Genomic DNA, 20,706 nt, shown 5'->3' with positions numbered 1-20,706 from the left:
GGGTCTTTTAGATGAGACGAAAGGCAATGCTGCCCAGAGGGCCGTAGTCGGCATGGAAGGTGTCGCCGGGCAGGGCGGTGGTCGGCCGCGTGAACGAGCCGCCCAGCACCACTTCGCCGGCCTCGAGGCATTCGTCCCACGGCGCGAGCTTGTTCGCGAGCCAGGCCACGCCCGTGGCCGGGTGGTTGAGCACGGCCGCGGCCACGCCCGATTCTTCGATCACGCCGTTCTTGTAGAGCAGCGCGCTCACCCAGCGCAGGTCGACCGCATCGGGCTTGACCGGCCGTCCGCCCATCACGATGCCGGCGTTGGCCGCGTTGTCGGCAATGGTGTCGAACACCTTGCGCGGCGCCTTGGTGTGGCGGTCGAACTGCTCGATGCGCGCGTCGATGATCTCGATGGCCGGCACCACGTAGTCGGTGGCGGCCAGCACGTCGAAGATGCTCACGTTCGGCCCCTGCAGCTTCCTGCCGAGCACGAAGGCCAGCTCCACCTCGATGCGCGGCGCGATGAAGCGCTTGAACGGAATGTCGCCGCCCTGCTCGAAGAACATGTCGTCGAGCAGGGTGCCGTAGTCGGGCTCGTCGATCTGGCTGGACTGCTGCATGGCGCGCGAGGTCAGGCCGATCTTGTGGCCCCGCGGCACCCGGCCTTCTGCGATCTTCTGCTTCACCCATGCGCGCGAGATGGCGTAGCCGTCCTCGATGGTCATTTCGGGAAAGCGCTTGGAGAAATGCTCGACCTGCACGCGCGACTTTTCGCTTTCGTGCAGTTCGGCGGCCAGCCTGGCGATGGTGTCGGCAGTGAGCATGGTTCTACTTGTTGAAGAGTGGATGCAGGTTGCTGTGCTTGCCGTCGTACACCTGGCCGGGGCTTTCGTCGATCTGCAGTGTGATGCCGATGTGGCGCTTGTCGAAGATGGGCGCGAAGTGCTTCTTCACGCCTTCGAGCAGCGCGTCGCCGGCCTTCTTCCTGTCTTCCTCGCTCCGGCCCGTCGCGATGCGCACGTTGATGTAGACGAAGGCGTAGTCGTCCGCATCGTCGGCCACGGCGTAGTGCACGGCCGGGTAGGCCAGCACCCGTGTGCCGCCGGTGGGAAAGAGCTTGCGGCCCGCGCCATCCTTCTGCGCGACCAGGACGGCGGCGAGCGAGCGGCACAGGCCGCCCATGTCGGCTTCGGCTTCGAGATTGGCGGTGTACTGGATGACGACGTGGGGCATGCGGTGCTTTCTCAGGTGGTGGTTTCCGCAGGCAGTGGCGTCACGGGAAAGATCGCATTGATCTGCCCCGTGCCCGAGCTCCCGAAATAGGGCGTGACCACTTCCACCGGCGCGGCGTAGCGGTCCCAACCCAGGAGGCCCAGCAGCATCGCGGTGTCGTGCATGTCGCCTTCGCCCCAGCACTTGTCGGCGTACATCGGCAGCATGCCGACGAAGGTCTTCCAGTCGCCGGCCTCCCAGAGCTCGACCACGCGGCGGTCCACCTGCTCGAGGAAGGGATCGTAGACCTTGTGCATGAATTCGGGGGCGCGGCCGTTGTCCGCGAAGTGGTGCGAGAGCGAACCGCTCGCGAACACCGCCACCGTGCCCTCGTAGCGCTCCTCGATCGCGCGCCGCACCGCCAGGCCGAAGCGGCCCGACTCCGTGAGGTCGTGCCAGTCGCACCAGCCGCTGATGCTGATCACCTTGTAGTGCTGGTCGGCGTTCATGTAGCGCATGGGCACCAGCGTGCCGTACTCGAGTTCGAGCGTGGTGTCGCTGTGCGCGCGGCTCTTCACGCCCATTTCGTTCGCCACGTCGGCAATCAGGTGGCCCAGAGCCGGGTTGCCCGGATAGGCGTACGGCATGTTCTTGATGAAGTGCGGCAGCTCGTTGCTGGTGTAGGTGCCGCCGAACTTCGGGCCGCAGTTGATGTGGTATTCGCTGTTGACCTGCCAGTGCACGTCGAACACCACGATGGTGTCCACGCCCAGCGCGCGGCAGCGCCGGTCGATTTCCTTGTGGCCGTTGATCGCCGCGTCGCGGCAGCCGAAGTTCGGTCCCGGGAATTCCGAGAGGTACATCGACGGCACGTGCGTGATCTTGGCGGCGAGTGCGAGGGTGCCCATGGTCAAGCTCCCCAATGCGGAATGTGATGCGAACCCATCGACACCGCCACGTTCTTCGGCTCGCAGAACACCTCGTAGCTCCAGGTGCCGCCTTCGCGCCCCGTGCCCGAGGCCTTGGTGCCGCCGAAGGGCTGGCGCAGGTCTCTTACGTTCTGGCTGTTGACGAAGCACATGCCGGCCTCCACCGCCGCGGCCACGCGGTGGGCGCGGCCGATGTTCTCGGTCCAGACGTAGCTCGACAGGCCGTACGCGATGTCGTTGGCAAGTGCTATCGCGTGCGACTCGTCCCTGAACGGGATCAGGCAGGCGACCGGGCCGAAGATCTCGTCCTGTGCGATCCTCATGCGGTTGTCGACGTCGGCGAACACGGTGGGCATCACGTAGTTGCCGCGCTGAACGCGCTCGGGCAGGTTGGCCGGTGCATCGAGGCCGCCGCACAAGAGCGTCGCGCCTTCCTTCGGACCCAGTTCGATGTAGCTGCGCACCTTGGCCAGGTGCGCCTGCGAGATCATCGGGCCCACGATGGTCTTCTCGTCGAGCGGATCGCCCACGGTGATGCGCCTGGCGCGCTCGGCGAATCTGGCGGCAAAGTCGGCGTAGATCGACTGCTGCACCAGGATGCGCGAGCCGGCGGTGCAGCGCTCGCCGTTGTTGCTGAAGATCATGAACACGGCCGCGTCGAGCGCGCGGTCGAGGTCGGCGTCCTCGAAGATCACGAACGGGCTCTTGCCGCCGAGTTCCATGCTGAATTTCTTGAGGCCCGCGCTCTTCACGATGCGGTTGCCCGTGGCGGTGGAGCCGGTGAACGAAATCGCGCGCACGTCGGGGTGCGCCACCAGCGGCTCGCCGGCCTCCTTGCCGTAGCCGTGCACCAGGTTCAGCACGCCGGGCGGAATGCCCGCTTCGAGCGCGAGCTCGCCCAGCCGCGCGGCCGTGAGCGGCGAGAGCTCGCTCATCTTCAGCACCGCGGTGTTGCCGAAAGCCAGGCAGGGCGCGACCTTCCAGGTGGCGGTCATGAAGGGCACGTTCCACGGGCTGATCAGCGCGCACACGCCCACCGGGTGGAACAGCGTGTAGTTCAGGTGCGTGGGCGTGGGGTAGGTGTGGCCGTCGACGCGCGTGCACATCTCGGCGAAGTAGTAGAAGTTGTCGGCCGCGCGCGGGATCAGCTGCTTGCCGGTCTGCGCGATGACCTGGCCGCAGTCGTTGGTCTCGGTCTGCGCGATCTCGGGCACGTGCTGCGCGATCAGGTCGCCGAGCTTGCGGACGAGCTTGGCGCGCTCGGGCGCGGGCAGGCCGGCCCACTTGGGGAACGCCTCCTTCGCCGCAGCCACGGCCGCGTTCACTTCGGCTTCGCCGCCCGAGGCGACTTCGGCCAGCACCTCCTGCGTGGCGGGGTTGACGGTTTCGAAGTATTCGCTGCCGGCAACAGCCTTGCCGGCGATCAGGTGATCGACTCTCATGCTTTTCCTTGGATGGTGTTGACCAGCGTGCCGATGCGCTCGATCTCCGTCACGACCACGTCGCCCGGCTTGCAATCGACCACGCCGTCGGGCGTGCCCGTGAGGATCAGGTCGCCGGGCGAGAGCGTCATGAAGCGGCTGAAATACTCGATGAGGAAGGGCGCGTCGAAGATCATGTCGCGCGTGCTGCCCTGCTGCGTGACGGTGCCGTTCACCGTGGTCTTCAATGCGAGCGCCATGGGGTCCGGCACGTCGGCCGCATCGACGAACCACGGGCCGAGCGGCGTGCAGGTGTCGCGGTTCTTCACGCGCAGGTTGGGGCGGTACCAGTTCTCCAGGTAGTCGCGGATCGCGTAGTCGTTGGCCACGGTGTAGCCGCCGATGAAGTCGTAGGCGTCGGCCCGCTTCACGTGCTTCGCGGTCTTGCCGACCACGATGGCGAGCTCGCACTCGTAGTGCATGAACTGCACGCCGGCCGGCCGGTGCGTGTGCTGGCGGTGGCCGATCAGCGTGCTCTGGCCCTTGACGAACACCAGCGGTTCCTCGGGCGCCTTGAACTCGAGTTCCTTCGCGTGGTCGGCGTAGTTGAGGCCGAGCGCGAGGATGGTGCGCGGCCGCGGCGTGGGCGCGAGCGGCGGCAGCCACGTGAGCTGTTCCTGCGGCACGATGCGGCCGTCGTCCAGCCGCACGGCGGCATCGGCCTGGCCGTTGAATTCGTGCGCTGTGCCGGTGTGCTCGCGGCCTTCGAAGATGACGCGTGCGTGCTTCATGCGGCGGCCTCCTGCACCAGCGTGTTGCAGAGGCTCTCGAACCCCGGCGCGGAAATCTCGATGCGGTCGCCCGCACGCGCCAGCGGCCGGCCGGCGTCGCAGCCGAGCATCAGCACGTCGCCATGCGCGAGCGTCATGAATTCGCCCACGTCGGCCAGCAGCTGCTGCGCGGGCCGCACGAGCTGCGAGAAGTCGATCGACTGCTTCAGCGCGCCGTTGACACGCACCTCGGCGCGAAAGCCCGCGGGATCGGCCACGTCCTGCGCATCGCGCAGCGCCGGTCCGACGCCCAGGAAACCGTCGACGCACTTGAACTTCACGGGCGGGCGGAAGAAGCTCGCATGCGGAATCGAGAGATCGTTCATCAGCACGAAGCCTTCCACGTCGCCCTCGGCGCCGATCACCATGCCGATGCTCGCGCCGATCTCCACTTCGGGCACCGATGCAGGCACCGCGATGGCGCTGCCGTGCGGGCTCCAGGTGTTGGCGGTCTTCACGTAGAGCACGGGCGCCTTCGGCGGTGCCTTGTAGGGCGGCTCGGTCATCTGCGGCGCGAGCGCCTGCATTTCCGCGCGGAAGTTCAGCAGCGTGCCGTACACCGTGCCGGCGGGCAGGAAAGGGGAGGAGGGGCTCATTCGGGTTGCTCCAGCGCGATTAGTTCGTCCAGCAGTCCGTACAGCTGCGTCAGCTTGGTCTTGCCCAGCGACTGCTCCAGCCATTGGTAGTGCGACTCGATGCTCGAGGACAGCTTCTTCACCAGCTTCATCCCGTGCGCCGTGGCCTCGACCACGGTGCGGCGCTGGTCCTCGGGATCGCGGCTGCGGGTGATGAGGTCGTCGCGCTCCATGCGCGCGAGCACGCCGGTGAGGCTGGGGCCGAGGATGAAGGCCTCGCGCGCCACGCGGCCGGTTTCCACCGCGCCGTGCTCGCCGAGCACCCGCAGCACGCGCCACTGCTGGTCGGACAGCGCATGCTCGCGCAGGCTGGGCCGCGTGTGGGCCATGACGGCTTCGCGCGCCTGCAGCAGCAGGCGCGGGAGGTTGCGGTGGGTGAAGGTGCTGGCCACGGAAGAGTGTTTTGCAGATTATTTAATATATTAAATGATCCGCGATAGAGAAGCCAGCCGGCAATCGGGAAAACCCGTGTGGATGTCAGCTCAGAAAGGATTTGTCGCCGTCGTATTCGTCTGCGACCAGGGCCAGCGTGGCTGCCATGGTCTGGCTCAATGTCTCGATGGAAACTTCGGCGACCCGGATGTCTCTTTCCACAGGGCCATGGGGTCCTCGGATTTCGCAGGTCAGGTACAGGCGGCCTTGGACAGGGATCAGGTAGCTCGAAACGTCTAGCGTGATGTCACCGAACTCCAGGAAGGCGTACAAGGCCGAGAGACCGGGAGGGATGGAATCCTCGCCGGAATCATCCGAGTCATCCGTGAAGAGGAGATGTATGTCCTTGGGCCCGAGTTCGCCGAAGACATCCGGTCTCTGTTCGAACCGGGCTTTCTTCTTGAAGCTCGCCAAGGTATCGTCCAGATTGAAGATGAAATTCGGCACGTAAACGTGATTGTCGCGCTCGGTCACGTGGAGGTTCAGTGCGTGGATGTCAACACGGCGCATCCAGACGCTTGCCGGATCTTTCGGGCCGATCTCGAATTGGAGGACTTCCCTGCAGCCGAAGAGATGGTTTTGCATCGGTCAATGATTTCCCATGAAGATGGTCCTTGCGCGGTGTCAGCTATTCGCGGCATAGGGGGATGCTTCGAGCAAACCGCAGCTGATCGCGATCAAGGCTGAGGCCCTTCCTCTCGCCATCGCGCGTCACGCCGACCTGCGAGCCCGCCCAGTGGTATGTGCGCCAGCCGGAGTCCTGGAACTGATGGATATTGCCCTCACTGTCCCTGGCGTACCGCACCTTGCGCTTGTTGGGATAGGAGCGACTGCTAAGGAACAATGCCAGGTGATTGTCGGGCAGCACGCTCTTGCCGGTGTCGTAGTCCGCTGTTCCGCGCCCCGGGTTGTTGGGGATCGGGTCATGGTGACCTGGATTCTCGTAGTGGTCGAACTTGTTGTCATTGCCCACGACGCGCCCGAGAATCGGGTGCCCGTTGCCCCCCCTCTCGCCAGGTTCCCAGACCTTCTTGACCTTCTTGTATTCCAGGCCTAGTGGATCAATGCCAAGGATCGGGTTCTCGGCATAGCGCGTCAGGTTCTCGCCCGCGCGCAGCCGCAGCGGGTCCTGCGAGATGAATTGGCCGCTGTTCGGATCGAAGTAGCGGTACCTGTTGTAGTGCAGCCGTGTTTCCGGGTCGAAGTACTGCCCCTGGAACCGCAGCGGGTTCGAGACCTCTTCTCGATGCAGTGCCGTGATTGCACCCCAGGCGTCGAAGCTTGCCGACCAGACCACGCGTCCGTCCTCGTCCGTGATGCGCGTCGGGCAACCGTTGGGGTCGACGTGGTAGTGCAGCGTGCGGGTCACGCCGCCGCCGTGCGTGATGAGCGCCAGTGGCACGAAGGTGGAGGGGTAGTACACGTACTCCCGTGCGTGCTGGTACCGCCGACCCTGCTTGCCAGGGGGCTGGCGGGCGCCCGCCAGGCGCAGCATGGGGCTTGACGGCGAGGCCAGGGGTGGCCGTGGCGCATCGTTGTCCTCGACCATCTCGCCAAGCAACGCATTGCCATCCCAGAAGAACCAGGTGGTCTGTGTCGGGCCGCGCTTGAAGACCCGTCGGCCCGCCGGATCGTAGCCATAGCGTGTGGCGGCCGCGCCGCTGCGGCTTTCGGCCAATCGATGGTTCGCATCCCACAGCAGGTCCAGTCCGCCGTCGGCCGATTCGGCGCTGCCCATCCGCACCAGACCCCCGGCGCGGTCGAAGACGTAGTGGACGCCCTCGAGGCTGCCCTCGCGCGTCCAGAGCACAGCCTCGCGGTCGGCTTCGCCACCGGCCACCTGCTTCAGCGGCGCCAGCCGGATGCGCGTCTGCAGGCGGTCGCCGGCCGGATCGTGCAGGAAGCGCTGGATTCGGCCCTGGGGCGCCGTGTGTTCCAGGAGCTGCCCGAGCACGTCGTAGCGGTACTGGTCGACGCCCTGCTGGCTGTCGCTTCGGCTCACGAGTTGGCCTGCGCGGTCGTAGTCGTAGCGGGTGTCGAAGACCGGTGCCACATCCTTGAGCAGGCGCTGGGCCGTCAACTGGTCGCGCGCGTCGTAGTCGAACCGACGTTCCAGTCCTGGGCCCAGTTGCTCGTGGGTGGTGCGGCCGAGCGCGTCGCGGGTCATCACGATGGGAGGCCGGTCGTCGATGGTGAGGCTCTCCAGCCTGTTGCCCGGATCGAAGGCACAAGCCGTGCGATGGCCCGCGCTGGTCTCGCGCAGGACGCGGTTCCCGGCCTCGTCGTACCGGTAGGTCACCCGGAAACCGCCTTGCCGCTCTTCCAGCAAAAGACCTGCGGGATCGAAGCGGCGCTTGACGTGCATGGCGTCGTTGCGCATCTCCACCAGTTGCCCGCACAGGTCGTAGGCAAAGTGTTCCTGCACCTGTCGATCCGGCCGCAACGGGTCGGCGAAGGTCTTTCGCGTGATGCGGCCCATCGGATCGTTGGCGAATGCGATGCGCTGGCCCAGCGGGTCGATGGTGGCCGCCAGGCGTCCCGCCGCGTCGTATTGATAGTGGCGCGACTGGCCCCAGTAGTCCACCTCCTCGACGATGCGGCCCAACGCATCGCGCCGCAGCGTGTAGCGCTCCCCGCGCTGGTTGGTCAGTCCGACCAGCCACTCCTCGGTGTCGTAGTGGTATTGCACCGTCTGGCCATCGGGTTGGATGCGCCGGCTGATGCGGCCGGTGCCCACATACTGCAGCCGTGTCTGGGCGCCGCCTTCGTCGATATGGACGACCAACTGATCCTCTGCGTCGTAGCTGCAGTTGATCTGCCCGCCGCCCGGGTGCTCGATACGCAACAACCGTCCCTTGGCATCGTGGTGATAGCGGTACACGCGGCCCAGCACGTCGGTCTGCTCGGTCAACCGGCCCAGTACGTCGTGGTCGAAGCGGCTTTCATGGCCCAGCGGATCGGTCAGCGCGCGCAACTGGCCGTGCCGGTCATGCCGCAACTGGGTGAGCGCACCCCGTGCATCGACATGCTGTACCAGCTGCCCGCGAGCATCGTGCGCGAAACGCGTGATGGCGCCCCGCGGGTCGCGTTGGCTGGCCAGAAGACCGCGAGCGTCATAGGTCTGGGTCCAGCGATGGCCGAGTGGATCGATGACGGCGAGCACCCGGTCCTCGTCGTCGAACTCGTTGCCGATGGTGCTCCCGTCCGGCCGCCGCACCCCCAGCAGGTTGCCCCGTGCGTCATACGTGAACCCGGTGCGCAGCCCCCCGGGCGCCGTCACCGCCACGGTCCGCCCCACATCGTCGTACTCAAAGGTCGTCACGCCATCCAACGGATCGATCTCCGCCAACGGCAGCCCCGCCTCGTCGAACTTGACCACCGTGAGGTGCCCCAGCGAGTTGGTCACCTCGGTCTGCCGCAGCGCCGCGTTGTAGGCGAAGCGGTAGTCGTGCAGCCCGCCGTCGCCCCAGGCGTGCACCACGCGCCATTGTTCGTCGTAGGCGTAGTGAAACGACAGGCCCGTGCGATCCGTGTGGCGCGCCATGCGGTGCTGCAGGTACGCAAACTCGCGCGCCGCGCCCAGCGCATCGATGGCCGCCAGCAGGTCGCCGTCGGCATGGCGGTAGCGCACCAGCGGATGGTCCTGCCCGGTGGCGGGGTCGCGCAGCGCCATGGACTCGATGTACCCGCCGCGCGACTGCACCTCGATGCTGCGGCCCGGCAGGCCGTCCACGCCGCTTTCGGCGATGCGCACCAGGTCGCGGCCCTGGCGCACGAAGCGCCAGTGGTTGCCACACGCATCCTCGATGCGCGCGATGGGCAGGGTCGCGGCCTGCAGCTTTCCCTCGGGCGACAGCGCATCCTCGAAGTGGTAGCGCAGGCCGCTCTTGAAGCGCACCACGAGCGCCGTGCCCTGGCGCATCAGCCGCGCACCGTCCACCACGTCGAGCACCTGCTGTCCCTCGGCCTGCGGCAGGGCCGGGAACAGCGCGAATTCCTCCGGCCCCTGCAGGCTGAGCAGGCCGTCGGCTTCCACCATCAGGCGCACATCCGCCGGCGTCTGCCAGCCGTGGCCGCAATGGCCGGGCAGGGCGTGGTCGCGCGATGCATAGACGCGCGTCCAGCTCAGCGGCAGCCGGCCCGGAATGCTGAAGTCCTCGTGCGTCACCGAGACGCTGCCATCGCGGATGTCCACCGGTTCGGCGCGCAGCACCTGGCACTTGAGGAAGCCGGGCGGCATGTTCTTGAACACGCGCCGCGCGATGCGGGTGTAGGCCCGGCCCAGCGCCTTGAACAGCCCGCGCTGGACCATCGCGCCCCACGAGATGGTCGGCGGCCCGCCCACGAACACCTGCGGCGGGATGGCGACGTTGAAGGTGGTCGGCAGCATCAGGCTCAGCCGCAGGGGCTTGACCGCCTTCTTCTTTCGGAACGGCGGCACCAGGCCCACGATGTTGCAGGCCAGCACCGGCACGCCGATGCGCGAGAAGGGTTCGCCATCGGCCAGCACGATGCGGCTGCCCATGAAAAGCTCGTCCTCGAACTGGGGGCCGCCGGGCGCCTTGATCACCGGTATGGGGGCGCCGACGAGGACGTGGAAGTCCACGCCGCCCGTGCCGGCATTGGCCCGGCGCACCCCCGCCACCTCGACGGTGGCACCGAGCGGAAAGGGAATGCTCTCGGGCATCTCGCCGCCGCCGGCCGGCGCGCCCGGCGGTGCCGGCACCTCGGGCGCTGCGGTGCCTTGGCCGATGGTGTCCAGGCCCGCCTGCATGGCACCGTCCACGGCTGCCATGCCCTTCACGATCGGGTTGTCGGGCGAGACCTGGATGGTCGGCAGGTAGTCGAACGGGTCCATCACGATGCCGACGTGCAGCGTGGGCCACACGCCGGGCGGCGCCAGGTAGGTGTGGGCGTCGATGCCCAGCTGGGGGTCGAAGTGCTTGGCCGCGAAGAACAAGGTGCTTTCTCTCCGGCGTGTGTTGGGCCGAGGCGGCGCGGTTCAGGCTGCCTCGACGAAGGGCTGCGGATCGGGCAGGCGGGCGAACGCCGGCGGCTCGCGCCATTCGTCGACGCCCTGGTCCAGCGGATGGCTCACATGCGGCAGCCCGCTCCAGGCCGGATCGAGCCACTGCCGGCCCAGCGCGATGACGGTGCGGAACACGTCCTCGCTGCCTTGGACCCATTTCTCGCGCTCGCGCAGCAGGGTCTGGAATGCCTGTTCGTAGCGCTGCGCGAGCTGTGCCTCGATGGCGTCGATCGCGGGCCGCGGCGGCCGCGCGCCCAGCCGATGGCCGGCCAGGTCGGCGTCGACCAGGGCCGCGCGCGCGTCGCGCTCGTAGCGGGTGGCGCAGTGCGCGATGCGCTCGCAGCGCCTGGGGTCCTGCATGACGAGCATGTCGTGCAGCAGCTGCGGCACGGTGCTCTGGGGGCGGTCGGCGTCGGCCATGGTGCGCGCCTCGCGGATGCCCGCCAGCGCCGAGGCCCAGGCCCGGTCGCGCTCGCCGGCGCTGCGCCAGGCCTGGGCCGCGGCGCGCTGGCCTTCGATGGCGAACATGGGGTGGGGCACGCGGTGGGCCGCTTCGGCGGCCTCTTCGAACGCGTGGGCGGCCTGCTTCATGTCGCCCGACGCGGCCCAGGCCCCGCCTTCGGCCATCCAGCCCTGCATGAACAGCGTGGCACCCATGGGGTTGCCGGCCTGTGCCGCCTCGGCCGCCGAATCGCGGGCCCGGCGGTAGCGCGTGATCGACGCGCCGAAGTCGCGCGCCTGCAGCCAGGCACCGCCCACCATCATGTCGAGCACGGCACGCTGGTCGGCCCAGCCGTTGCGCGTGGCCAGCCGCAAGGCGCGTTCGCCCGCGGCCTCCACCCCGGCCGCGTCGCCCAGGCGCAGCAGCGACAGCATGTCGGCATACAGCTGGCGGAAGAGAGCCGCGCCGCTGCCCCCGCCGCCGCTCTGGGCGGCGATCTCGCGCGCGGCCTCGAGGATGTCCAGCGGCGCATCGACCACGCGCATCGCGCCCGCGTGCCGCTCCACCAGCGGCTGCCAGGCGCGCGAGTCGCTGTCGTCCACCAGCACCAGCCGCAGCAGGCCGGCTTCCTGCGGCGGCATGGGCGTCTGCATCGCCGCATCGAACCAGCGCTCGAAGCAGTCGGCGTCGCTCACGCTGGCGGGCTGCAGCACGACCGACATGCGCTGGCAGCGCAGGTGCCGCGCCAGCGAACAGCCGGCCTCCACGAAGCCGGCGGCGCTGTCCCAGCCGGGCTGGCTTTCCTCGTCCCAGTGGGCTGCGACTCCCTGCTTCACGAGCTGCGGCCGGTTGTGCCTGTACGTGTCGATCAACTGCTGCCGCAGTTCGCGGCTGTAGCGAAAGCCGGTCTCGAAGGCCGTGTCCAGCCGCAGGAAGAGATCGGGCGTGCTGTATTCGCTGTCGACCATCTGGAGCGTGAAGAAGGCCTCCAGCATGCGCTGCGAGTCGGGCGGCGCGCGCAGCACGATGGCGCGCAGGACCGGGTCATCGGTGCGCTCCCACCACAGGTCGTGCAGCTGGGCCATGCGCTTCTCGACGGGGTTGCGTGTCGACATGGCGGCCTCAGCAGTTCAGGAAGATCTTGGTGCCGTTGACCGTGACGCCGGCGTCGTCCAGCATCAGGTTCGCGCTGCCGGCGCGCAGCACGATGCGCCCCGGCGTGACCTCCACCGTCGTGCCCTCGACATTGAGCACCACGCTGGTCGGGCTCGCATGCGTCATGGCGCCGGACGAGTAGGTGTCCAGCGTGCCGCCCTCGGCGCTCACGCCGACATTGGTCGAGGCCACGGCGGAAAAGTCCCCGCCCTGCGCGAACAGGCCCACGTTGAGGGCGGCCGTTCCATAGATGTTGGCGGCCGAACTGGTCAGGGAGAAGTCGCCCTGCGAAGTGGCCGAGGCCGGGCCGGCCGGCACGTTCAGCGTCATCGCGTCGTTGTAGGTGCCGGTGTGCGACCTGGCGGAAACCTGGTAGGCCTGCCCGATGGTGGTGGTCTGGCCGAGGGCGACGTTCCAGGTGTCGCTGTCCTGGACCGTGACGCTGCGGGCCTGCGTCACCGCGAGCGAATCCGTGCCCGTGACCGAGGTGCTCTGGTTGCCGGTGACGCTGGCGGTGCGGTTGGCCTTGGCGGTGTGGGTCTGGTCGCCCGTGACCGTGAGGGTCTCGGTGCCGGTGACCGAGTGGCTGCGGTTGGACTTGACGGTGACCGTCTCGTCGCCGTCCACCGTCTCGGCGCGCTGGCCATGGACCGTGATCGTCTCGTTGCGGTCCACCGTTTCCGTGCGGTCGTTCTTGATGTGACTGGTCTCGTCGTGGTCGACGGTCTTGGTGCGGTCGCGGCCCACCGTGTGCACCTCGTCGTTCTCGACCTCGATCAGCTGGTCCTTCTCCGCATGCAGCCAGAGCTGCTCTTCGCCTTTCTTGTCCTCGAAGCGAAGGGCGTTCGCGTTCTCGCTGGTGCCGCCTTCGGAACTGCGCGACAGCAGGCCGCTTTGCGTGGCATTCGCCGGCAGCTCCCACGGCGGCATGTTGTCCGCGTTGTAGACGCGGCCGGTGATGATCGGCCGGTCGGGGTCGCCGTATTCGAAGTCGACCACCACCTCCTGCCCGATGCGCGGAATCTGCATGCCCCCGAAGTTGGTGCCGGCCCACGGCGAGGACACCCGCACCCAGCATGAGCTGCTTTCGTCCCGGGTGCAGTAGCGGTTCCAGTGAAAGCTGAGCTTCACGCGCCCGTACTGGTCGGTCCAGATCTCGCGGCCCGCGGGGCCGGTGACCACCGCGGTCTGCGGCCCGGCGGTGCGCGGCTTGGCCGCGTCCGGGGTCGGGCGGAAGATGTTGCTTGCCGGGATGACCTCGAACTCGACGTTGCACTGGAACTCTTCCTGCCCCGTGGCGTCGCCCGCTTCCTGCAGCAACAGGCGTGCCGCGGTGACGAGGTAGTCGGCGTTCGCGCCGTCCTGCGGATGGCCGACCAGCGTGAAGCGATGGCCGGCCGCCACGCCGCGCAGGTTGCCCGCGCCGCTGGCCACCTGCCCCGGCGCACCGGCTTCTTCCATGCGCGCACGCGCGAGCTGCTCGCCCTCGGATTCCACGGCGTAGTTGCCGGGCCACGCGAACACCTCGCGCGTGCTGTGCTGCGTGCGCCGCGGCATCGCGCGGGCCTGCGTGAGGTCTGCCTTCGGCCGCGTGAAGTCGAAGTCGCCCGTGATCCACTTTCCGCTTTGCAGGCCTTCGGACAGCCGGAAGCGGTGGCAATGCTCCTCGTTGGACGATGCCTGCATGGCGCCGAAGGGAACCTGCTCGTAGCCGCCGGCCGGAAAGGGCCGGTGCGACTGCATGTCGTCGACGATCACCATCGTGTGGCCGGCCTCGCCGTGCTCGAAGTAGTAGTACAGGCCCCACTCGTGCAGCAGGCGGCTCGCGAAGTCGTAGTCCGTCTCGCCATACTGCACCACGAACTCGCGCGCGGGATAGCTGCCCGTGGCTCGGACGGAAAGCGCAAAGCCGTACGCGCCGAGCACCTCGCCCACCGTGTCGAGCACGCTGTTTTTCTGGAAGATCCTGTAGTCGCGCGTTCGCTGCGCCAGGCTCAGCCAAGGCTCGATGACCACTTCGTAGAGCGCCCGCCTGTTCTCCAGGCGCAGGAAGCGGGCGCGCGTCACCAGGCCGGAAATGTGGCGCTCCTGCCCCGCGCCGCCGGGGCGCCCGTCGAGCAGGATGTGCACGCTGAACTCCTCGCCGATCAGGGGCTTGAGCTTGACGTTCGCCGCCGAGCGCGCATCGATGTCCGGCGACTCCGGCGTGGTCAGCGTGATGGTGTAGCTGTAGGGGCGGCTGAGGGATTCCTCCCCCTCCACCCGCATCGGTTCGAGTGCGTCCATGCCTGCGAGCGTGGGCATGGCGCTGGAAGTTGCGGCGAGCTTGCGGCCGCGGTTGAAGGCGGACATGGCGTTGAGACTCCCTAGGTTGGGCCCATATTTCCTTGACCAAAACACATTTCGCTTCTTGCGTCTCCCTACACTTCGGCATGGCCAAGGAAAAAACTCTCTTCGTCTGCAGCGAATGCGGCGGCACCAGTCCCAAGTGGCTCGGCAAATGCCCGAGCTGCGGCGCCTGGAACACACTCATCGAACAGGTGGCGGGCGGCAGCGGCCCGGCCAACAACCGCTTCGGCACGCAGTACGCCGCGCTGGCGGGCGTGTCGGAGCTCGCAACCCTTTCCGAAATCGAAGCGACCGACGTCGCGCGCACGCCCACCGGGCTCGACGAGCTCGACCGCGTGCTGGGCGGCGGCATCATCTCGGGCGGCGTCACGCTGATCGGCGGCGACCCGGGCATCGGCAAGTCGACCTTGCTGCTGCAGGCGGTCGATGCGCTGCAGCGCGCGGGGCAGAACGCGCTCTACGTCACGGGCGAGGAAAGCGGCGCGCAGGTGGCGCTGCGTTCCAGGCGGCTCGGCCTGGACCACTCGCAGGTGCAGGTGCTGGCCGAGATCCAGCTCGAGAAGATCATCGCCACGCTCGACGCCACGCGCCCGGCCATCGCGGTGATCGACTCGATCCAGACCGTGTACTCCGACCAGCTCACCTCTGCGCCGGGTTCGGTGGCCCAGGTGCGCGAATGCGCGGCCCACCTCACGCGCTTTGCCAAGACCAGCGGCACGGCCGTGGTGCTGGTGGGCCACGTCACCAAGGAGGGCGCGCTTGCCGGACCGCGCGTGCTCGAGCACATGGTCGACACGGTGCTCTACTTCGAGGGCGACACGCATTCGAGCTTTCGCCTCGTGCGCGCCATCAAGAACCGCTTCGGCGCCGTCAACGAGATCGGCGTGTTCGCCATGACCGAGCGCGGCCTGAAGGGCGTCGCCAACCCGAGCGCGATCTTCCTGAGCCAGCATGCCGAGCCGGTGCCCGGCAGCGTGGTGCTGGTCACGCTCGAGGGCACGCGGCCGATGCTGGTGGAGATCCAGGCGCTGGTCGACAACGGCGGGCCGAGCCCGCGCCGCCTCTCGGTGGGCCTGGACCGCGACCGGCTCGCGATGCTGCTGGCCGTGCTGCACCGCCACGCGGGCGTGGCCTGCATGGACCAGGACGTGTTCGTGAACGCGGTGGGCGGCGTGCGCATCAGCGAGCCCGCGGCCGACCTGGCCGTGATGCTCGCCATCACCTCGAGCCTGCGCGGCAAGCCGCTGCCCAGGGGATTCATCGCATTCGGCGAGGTCGGCCTTGCGGGCGAAGTGCGCCCCGCGCCGCGCGGCCAGGAGCGCCTGCGCGAAGCGGCCAAGCTGGGCTTCAGCGTGGCCGTGGTGCCCAAGGCGAATGCGCCGCGCAAGGGCACGAAGGAGATCGAAGGTCTGACGATCCATGCCGTAGAACGTATCGAGGAGGCGATGGACGTGGTCCGCCGCCTGGATTAAGACCGGTTGCCAGGGAAAAAATGCCCGGCGCGCCAGGGGCGCGCCGGGCGATCCTCCCTGTTCCCACGATGTGTGCCATGTTGTGCTGGCAACCTCGGTTGCCTCTCCCTGAAGCCGGTTGCGTCGGCCCGTGCGGTGAAATGTGCCTGCTGGAACCGCGACTCGATGCGCTTTTCGGGGCGAGTACCGCCTTGCGCGCCTGGCAGTAGCAACGGCCGCTACCGCGCAAGGCGACAATGCGCCCCATGAATTTCCAGAAAATATGGGTGCCCGTGGGCGGCATCGTCCTGCTCGGGCTCGCATGGCGCAGCTACGGCTGGGCCGGCGTGGCGCTGACCGGCGGCGCCATCGTGATGTTCCTGCTGCTGCACTTCAACCGCGCGATGCAGGTGCTCAAGCGCGCGGCCGACCGGCCGGTGGGCTATGTGGCGAGCGCGGTGATGCTCAACGCCAAGCTCAAGCCGGGCGTGACGCTGATGCACGTGATCGCGATGACGCGTGCCCTGGGCGAACTGCGCTCGCCCAAGGACGAGCAGCCCGAGCTCTACCGCTGGACCGACACCGGCGGCTCGTACGTCGACGCCGTGTTCAACGGCGGCAAGCTGCAGAGCTGGACGCTGACGCGGCCCGAAGCCGCGCCCGACGACGCGCCGTCTTCCGAAGAAGACAAGGCGGGCTAGGAAGCAGCCAGGAAGAAGCGCCGCGCGTCAGAACGGCGCGTCTTCTTCCTCGGCTTCGGCATCGGCCGGCGTGGTGGTCGTGGGTGCTGCCGCCGCAGCCTTCGGCGCTGCTGCTGCGTCCGCGGGGGCGCCGCTGAAGGCCGCCTCGCCGCCCAGCGCGTCGAGCAGCGCCGGCACCAGCTGGCCGAGCTCGCCGGTGGCAATGGCCACGTCGGCGTCGAAGTTGTCTTCCTTCTTGCCGCCGGCCGCGCCGTCGCCCGTGCCTTCGAGGAACACGATCTTGCGGATCAGCATGCCGTGCGTCAGCTCGAAGGACACGCGGTCGTCCCAGGTGAGCGCCAGGCGCGTGGGCCGCTTGCCGTCGGTGATGTGCTTTTGCACTTCCTCGATGTCGAGCGGGTGCTTGGCGTAGCGCACCACGGCCTTGGAGTCGTCCGAGGCCTTGAGCTCGCATTCGCGGTCGATGGTGAAGCCGGCCGGCGGCTCCTGCGTCAGCAGCCAGTTGGCCATGGCGGCGGCCGGCTCCACCTGCGTGTTGATGAGGGCCACCGCAAAGCCGTCGAGCGACTTCACGAGGCTGGTGACCACTTCGTCGGCGCGCGAGGCGTTGCCGCTGTTGATCACCAGCCGGTGCTCGGCCTTGTCGATCCACACGGCCACGCGGGCGCTGCGCGTGAAGGCCATCGGCAGCAGCTCCAGGGTGATGTCCTCCTTGAGCTCCTTCTTTTCCTTCTTGCCGGGCTTGCGGCCGGTGGCGGCCTCGATCTGCGCGCAGCGCTCGTCGAGCTTGCGGCGCACCACGGAGCCGGGCACCGCCTTGCTCTCGATCATGTATTCGACCAGCCACTGGCCGTCGATGGATTCGACCAGCGGGCCGTTGGCTTCGCCGCGGGGCTCCACCCAGCCGGCGGATTTTTCCTGCGAGGGGCCGCAGGGCTCGAAGCGCGCCTTGGCGAGCGCTTCTTCGGCCTCGGCCAGTGTTTGGGACCAGGCAGGTTCGATGCGATAGACGATGACGTTCTTGAATACGGACACGGAAACCCTTTTTTCCACTGGTTTGGACAACCGGCCATTGTCGGGCACGGCGTTGCGGGCTCGGCCGTAAAATCGAAAGCTTTTGCGACTTCCCCCGTCGCTCCCCACACAGCTCCCAAAGGAATCAGGAAATGAGCTCGATCCCCCCCTCGCTGGACGACCGTGACGGCAAGATCTGGATGGACGGCGAACTCGTGGACTGGCGCGACGCCAAGATCCACGTGCTGAGCCACACGCTGCACTACGGCTGCGGCGCCTTCGAGGGCGTGCGCGCCTACAAGACGGCCGACGGCAGCACGGCGATCTTCCGCCTGGCCGAGCACACCGAGCGCCTGTTCAACAGCGCCAAGATCCTGCGCATGAAGATTCCCTTCACGCAGGAGCAGCTCAACGAAGCCCAGAAGCAGGTCGTGCGCGAGAACAAGCTCGAAAGCTGCTACCTGCGCCCGCTGATCTGGATCGGCTCCGAAAAGCTCGGCGTGAGCCCCAAGGGCAACCGGATCCACGCCATGGTCGCGGCCTGGTCCTGGGGCGCCTACCTGGGCGAAGAGGGCATGAAGCGCGGCATCCGCGTGAAGACCTCCAGCTTCACCCGCCACCACGTCAACATCACGATGACGCAGGCCAAGACGGTGAGCAACTACACCAACTCGATCCTCGCCAACATGGAAGCGCTGGACGACGGCTACGACGAGGCGCTGCTGCTCGATGCGAGCGGCTTCGTCTCCGAAGGCGCGGGCGAGAACATCTTCGTGGTCAAGGGCGGCGTGGTCTACACGCCCGACCTCTCGGCCGGCGCGCTCAACGGCATCACGCGCAACACCATCCTGCACGTGTGCAAGGACCTGGGGCTCGAACTGGTGCAAAAGCGCATCACGCGCGACGAGGTCTACATTGCCGACGAGGCCTTCTTCACCGGCACCGCCGCTGAAGTGACGCCCATCCGCGAGCTCGACCGCATCGAGATCGGCAACCGCGGCGACGGCGGCTCGCGCGGCCCCATCACCGAAAAGATCCAGGCTGCCTTCTTCGACATCGTGAACGGCAAGAACCCCAAATACGCCCACTGGCTCACGAAAGTATGAGAAAAACCATGCCTACCAACGCAGTCGTCGAACTCCTGGCCAGGGAGCTCAACCATCAGGGCGGCGTGTTCTGCCCCAGCCCCAAGGCCGACATGAAGCTCTGGGACACCCACCCCAAGGTCTACCTGGACGTGGCGCGCACCGGTGAAGCCAAGTGCCCGTACTGCGGCACCGTCTACCGCCTGAAGGCGGGCGAGACGGTGTCGTCGCGGCATTGACCGTTCGCGGCCTGCTCGGGCGCTTCGGCGCCGCCTACCTGCTCCTGCTGCTCATCCTGGGCCTGGCGCTGAACATGTTCGGCGTCCAGGCCAACGCGGGCGTCAATACCGCCGCGCTGCTGGGCGCCGTGATGTGGGTGTGCCTGGCCTTCGGCAAGAAGAACGGTCGCTACCTCGCGCGCAGTGAAAAGACCCGTGCCGTGCTCGGCATGATCGCGATCGACCTGGCGATCCAGGCCGCGGTCTCGGTGGCGGCGGCCATGATTGCCGGCGCCTCGGTCCTGCAGCTGGGGCCGATGCTGCTGGTGCTGCTCTTCGTGGGCGTGCTGCACGCCGCGGTGATCTATTTCTTCGTCGGCATGGCCGGCCGGCAGCTCGCGGCCGCCGAAGCCAGGCGCAGCAGCAGATAGCTATCGGGATTGCGGCGGGACTTCGAGCGCTGCCGCGATGCGGCGCGTCGGCCACAGGCCCTGCCAGGGCTGCGTCTCCCGCGGTTCCTGCGCGAGCCGCAGGTAGACCATCGCGATCCACAGCAGCGCCAGGCCGATCTGCGCGTCGCGCACGGCCGAGTTCACGCTCGACGCAATCAGCGCGATCAGCGTGGCCGCCAGCGCATAGCGGCCCGCGATGTCGGGCCGCTTCCACGCCTGCCAGACGGCGCCCGCCATGATGGCCAGCAGGCTCAGCAAGGCCGGCAGCCCGCCCTGCGCGCCGACCCAGAGGAAGTCGTTGTGCGGCATGTTCGAGTCGGCGAAGAGGGCCGGCCCGCGCTTGTGCCACTGGTCGGTCCAGCCCCCGATGCCCCAGCCCGTGAGCGGCCGGTCGGCGATCATGAGGCCGGTGTCGCGGTACATGTAGTAGCGGATGACCCAGCTGCCCTTGAAGATTTCGCCGGCCTGCGCCTTCTCGATTTCCTCCACGCCGGTCTCGACCTTGTGCTGCAGCTGCGGCAGCTGGTAGAGCGCGGCCGCCAGCACCACGGCGCCCAGCACCAGCGCGCTCACCAGCATCTTCAGGTGGCTGCGCCACTGGTGGATGCAGACCACCGGGATCACCAGCAGCAGAGCGAGCACCGAGGTGCGCGAGGTCAGCGGCAGCGCCACCACCAGCCCCAGGCCCAGCATCAGCACGAAAGCCGGAATGGCGCGCAGCGGCCGGTGCGCGGCGATCTGCGCAATGCCCCACACGGCGGCCGTGGACGCCACCACGCTGAACAGCAGCGCATTGCTGATCGACTTGTTGCCCACTTCCATGACCACCGCGCGCAGCGGCGACCAGATCGGAAAGCCGATGGCGTAGTAGGCCACGACCAGCAGGATGTTCAGCGCCGCGATCAGCAGGAAGCCGCGCAGCGCCCAGACCGCTTCCTCGCGCGTGAGCGCCATCGCCATCAGGATGGTGAGGCCGATGCGCAGGCCGTGGAACAGGTTCGAGCCGGTCTCGGGGTAGTGCGGCCCGATGGCCAGCACGATGAAGGTCCAGGCCAGGTACGCCACCAGCGGCCACCACAGCGGGTTGGCGCGCAGCCGCGCGGAGCGCTCGCGCAGCCCGCCGGCCAAGAGCATGGTGGCGAGCAGCAGCAGGGCCGAAAGGTAGGTGAGGCCGACGGGCATGAACACCACCAACCCCCAGAACATGGCCGCGGGCCTGACGATGTGCGATCTCTGCATAGGGGCGGCATTTTAGGTGGAAGGCTTGGTACTCCCCCAGGCTTCGCGCACTTCGTGTCGCTTCTCCTTCCCCCTCGCCGGGGGCGACGCCAGCGGCCCGGCGAAGCCGGTTCCGCGGCGTCCCG

General features: G+C 67.9%; 18 protein-coding genes. 5 read left to right on the top strand and 13 right to left on the bottom strand.

The features are described from left to right. Positions 1–7 precede the first annotated feature (7 nt). The 11 genes from hpaH to AC1DSC_RS27755 form a co-directional block, all read right to left on the bottom strand. Positions 8–811: a 2-oxo-hept-4-ene-1,7-dioate hydratase gene (hpaH, locus tag AC1DSC_RS27805; protein ID WP_369663979.1), complete on the bottom strand. Its 804-nt coding sequence runs from the start codon at positions 809–811 to the stop codon at positions 8–10. Positions 812–815: 4 nt separating this feature from the next. Further along, positions 816–1,220: a 5-carboxymethyl-2-hydroxymuconate isomerase gene (locus tag AC1DSC_RS27800; protein WP_418146476.1), complete on the bottom strand. Its 405-nt coding sequence runs from the start codon at positions 1,218–1,220 to the stop codon at positions 816–818. 11 nt (positions 1,221–1,231) lie between these two features. Then, positions 1,232–2,107 (bottom strand): 3,4-dihydroxyphenylacetate 2,3-dioxygenase, encoded by an 876-nt coding sequence (hpaD, locus tag AC1DSC_RS27795; RefSeq protein WP_012745406.1) that lies wholly within the window; start codon positions 2,105–2,107, stop codon positions 1,232–1,234. Positions 2,108–2,109: 2 nt separating this feature from the next. After that, positions 2,110–3,570 carry a 5-carboxymethyl-2-hydroxymuconate semialdehyde dehydrogenase gene (gene hpaE / locus AC1DSC_RS27790; protein WP_436287131.1) on the bottom strand — a complete coding sequence of 487 codons (1,461 nt, stop codon included), beginning with the start codon at positions 3,568–3,570 and terminating at the stop codon, positions 2,110–2,112. Further along, positions 3,567–4,340: a fumarylacetoacetate hydrolase family protein gene (locus AC1DSC_RS27785; protein ID WP_436287132.1), complete on the bottom strand. Its 774-nt coding sequence runs from the start codon at positions 4,338–4,340 to the stop codon at positions 3,567–3,569. The genes hpaE and AC1DSC_RS27785 overlap by 4 nt, the downstream gene beginning before the upstream one ends. After that, complete coding sequence (locus AC1DSC_RS27780) at positions 4,337–4,975, bottom strand: fumarylacetoacetate hydrolase family protein (RefSeq protein ID WP_278879194.1); 639 nt, start codon at positions 4,973–4,975, stop codon at positions 4,337–4,339. Before AC1DSC_RS27780 ends, AC1DSC_RS27785 begins: the two co-directional genes overlap by 4 nt. Beyond that, positions 4,972–5,406, bottom strand: coding sequence for a homoprotocatechuate degradation operon regulator HpaR (gene hpaR, locus AC1DSC_RS27775; RefSeq protein ID WP_012745410.1), 435 nt, complete (start codon positions 5,404–5,406; stop codon positions 4,972–4,974). Before hpaR ends, AC1DSC_RS27780 begins: the two co-directional genes overlap by 4 nt. 85 nt (positions 5,407–5,491) lie before the next feature. Next, positions 5,492–6,031 carry a hypothetical protein gene (locus AC1DSC_RS27770; protein WP_436287133.1) on the bottom strand — a complete coding sequence of 180 codons (540 nt, stop codon included), beginning with the start codon at positions 6,029–6,031 and terminating at the stop codon, positions 5,492–5,494. Positions 6,032–6,074: 43 nt separating this feature from the next. Beyond that, positions 6,075–10,406, bottom strand: a complete 4,332-nt coding sequence (locus AC1DSC_RS27765) for an RHS repeat-associated core domain-containing protein (protein ID WP_436287134.1) — start codon at positions 10,404–10,406, stop codon at positions 6,075–6,077. 42 nt (positions 10,407–10,448) lie between these two features. Beyond that, positions 10,449–12,032, bottom strand: coding sequence for a hypothetical protein (locus AC1DSC_RS27760; protein WP_436287135.1), 1,584 nt, complete (start codon positions 12,030–12,032; stop codon positions 10,449–10,451). 7 nt (positions 12,033–12,039) lie between these two features. Continuing rightward, on the bottom strand, positions 12,040–14,424 hold the full coding sequence (locus AC1DSC_RS27755) for a type VI secretion system Vgr family protein (RefSeq protein WP_436287136.1): 2,385 nt from the start codon (positions 14,422–14,424) through the stop codon (positions 12,040–12,042). 80 nt (positions 14,425–14,504) lie between these two features. On the opposite strand from AC1DSC_RS27755, the gene radA reads away from it, so the two are divergent. Further along, on the top strand, positions 14,505–15,893 hold the full coding sequence (gene radA, locus AC1DSC_RS27750) for a DNA repair protein RadA (protein ID WP_478131985.1): 1,389 nt from the start codon (positions 14,505–14,507) through the stop codon (positions 15,891–15,893). Positions 15,894–16,129: 236 nt separating this feature from the next. After that, a complete protein-coding gene (locus AC1DSC_RS27745; protein WP_012745416.1) occupies positions 16,130–16,573 on the top strand; it encodes a hypothetical protein in 444 nt (147 codons plus the stop codon). Positions 16,574–16,600: 27 nt separating this feature from the next. On the opposite strand, the gene AC1DSC_RS27740 is transcribed toward AC1DSC_RS27745, so the two are convergent. Further along, positions 16,601–17,608 carry a recombination-associated protein RdgC gene (locus tag AC1DSC_RS27740; RefSeq protein ID WP_012745417.1) on the bottom strand — a complete coding sequence of 336 codons (1,008 nt, stop codon included), beginning with the start codon at positions 17,606–17,608 and terminating at the stop codon, positions 16,601–16,603. A 131-nt stretch (positions 17,609–17,739) separates the two neighbouring features. Here AC1DSC_RS27740 and AC1DSC_RS27735 point away from each other — a divergent pair, with 131 nt between their 5' ends. Genes AC1DSC_RS27735 through AC1DSC_RS27725 form a run of 3 tightly spaced genes read left to right on the top strand, consistent with a single transcriptional unit; the run spans position 17,740 to position 19,321 of the window. After that, on the top strand, positions 17,740–18,693 hold the full coding sequence (locus AC1DSC_RS27735) for a branched-chain amino acid transaminase (protein ID WP_012745418.1): 954 nt from the start codon (positions 17,740–17,742) through the stop codon (positions 18,691–18,693). 8 nt (positions 18,694–18,701) lie between these two features. After that, positions 18,702–18,911: a zinc-finger domain-containing protein gene (locus tag AC1DSC_RS27730; protein WP_012745419.1), complete on the top strand. Its 210-nt coding sequence runs from the start codon at positions 18,702–18,704 to the stop codon at positions 18,909–18,911. After that, positions 18,908–19,321 carry an ABZJ_00895 family protein gene (locus AC1DSC_RS27725; protein ID WP_436287137.1) on the top strand — a complete coding sequence of 138 codons (414 nt, stop codon included), beginning with the start codon at positions 18,908–18,910 and terminating at the stop codon, positions 19,319–19,321. Before AC1DSC_RS27730 ends, AC1DSC_RS27725 begins: the two co-directional genes overlap by 4 nt. Here the strand turns inward: AC1DSC_RS27725 and AC1DSC_RS27720 are convergent, their stop codons facing one another. Continuing rightward, positions 19,322–20,581, bottom strand: a complete 1,260-nt coding sequence (locus AC1DSC_RS27720) for an O-antigen ligase family protein (protein WP_012745421.1) — start codon at positions 20,579–20,581, stop codon at positions 19,322–19,324. Positions 20,582–20,706: the final 125 nt, after the last annotated feature.

The organism is Variovorax sp. 01N425 (genome assembly GCF_056399465.1).
This window is presented reverse-complemented; position numbering and strand designations above follow the sequence as displayed.

Coding starts and splice junctions, on each gene's coding strand:
- AC1DSC_RS27800 (WP_418146476.1), bottom strand. CDS start 1,220: ATGCCCCACGTCGTCATCCAGTACACCGCCAATCTCGAAGCCGAAGCC.
- AC1DSC_RS27755 (WP_436287136.1), bottom strand. CDS start 14,424: ATGTCCGCCTTCAACCGCGGCCGCAAGCTCGCCGCAACTTCCAGCGCC.
- AC1DSC_RS27785 (WP_436287132.1), bottom strand. CDS start 4,340: ATGAAGCACGCACGCGTCATCTTCGAAGGCCGCGAGCACACCGGCACA.
- AC1DSC_RS27735 (WP_012745418.1), top strand. CDS start 17,740: ATGAGCTCGATCCCCCCCTCGCTGGACGACCGTGACGGCAAGATCTGG.
- AC1DSC_RS27770 (WP_436287133.1), bottom strand. CDS start 6,031: ATGCAAAACCATCTCTTCGGCTGCAGGGAAGTCCTCCAATTCGAGATC.
- hpaH (WP_369663979.1), bottom strand. CDS start 811: ATGCTCACTGCCGACACCATCGCCAGGCTGGCCGCCGAACTGCACGAA.
- hpaD (WP_012745406.1), bottom strand. CDS start 2,107: ATGGGCACCCTCGCACTCGCCGCCAAGATCACGCACGTGCCGTCGATG.
- radA (WP_478131985.1), top strand. CDS start 14,505: ATGGCCAAGGAAAAAACTCTCTTCGTCTGCAGCGAATGCGGCGGCACC.
- AC1DSC_RS27760 (WP_436287135.1), bottom strand. CDS start 12,032: ATGTCGACACGCAACCCCGTCGAGAAGCGCATGGCCCAGCTGCACGAC.
- AC1DSC_RS27780 (WP_278879194.1), bottom strand. CDS start 4,975: ATGAGCCCCTCCTCCCCTTTCCTGCCCGCCGGCACGGTGTACGGCACG.
- AC1DSC_RS27720 (WP_012745421.1), bottom strand. CDS start 20,581: ATGCAGAGATCGCACATCGTCAGGCCCGCGGCCATGTTCTGGGGGTTG.
- AC1DSC_RS27745 (WP_012745416.1), top strand. CDS start 16,130: ATGCGCCCCATGAATTTCCAGAAAATATGGGTGCCCGTGGGCGGCATC.
- AC1DSC_RS27730 (WP_012745419.1), top strand. CDS start 18,702: ATGCCTACCAACGCAGTCGTCGAACTCCTGGCCAGGGAGCTCAACCAT.
- hpaE (WP_436287131.1), bottom strand. CDS start 3,570: ATGAGAGTCGATCACCTGATCGCCGGCAAGGCTGTTGCCGGCAGCGAA.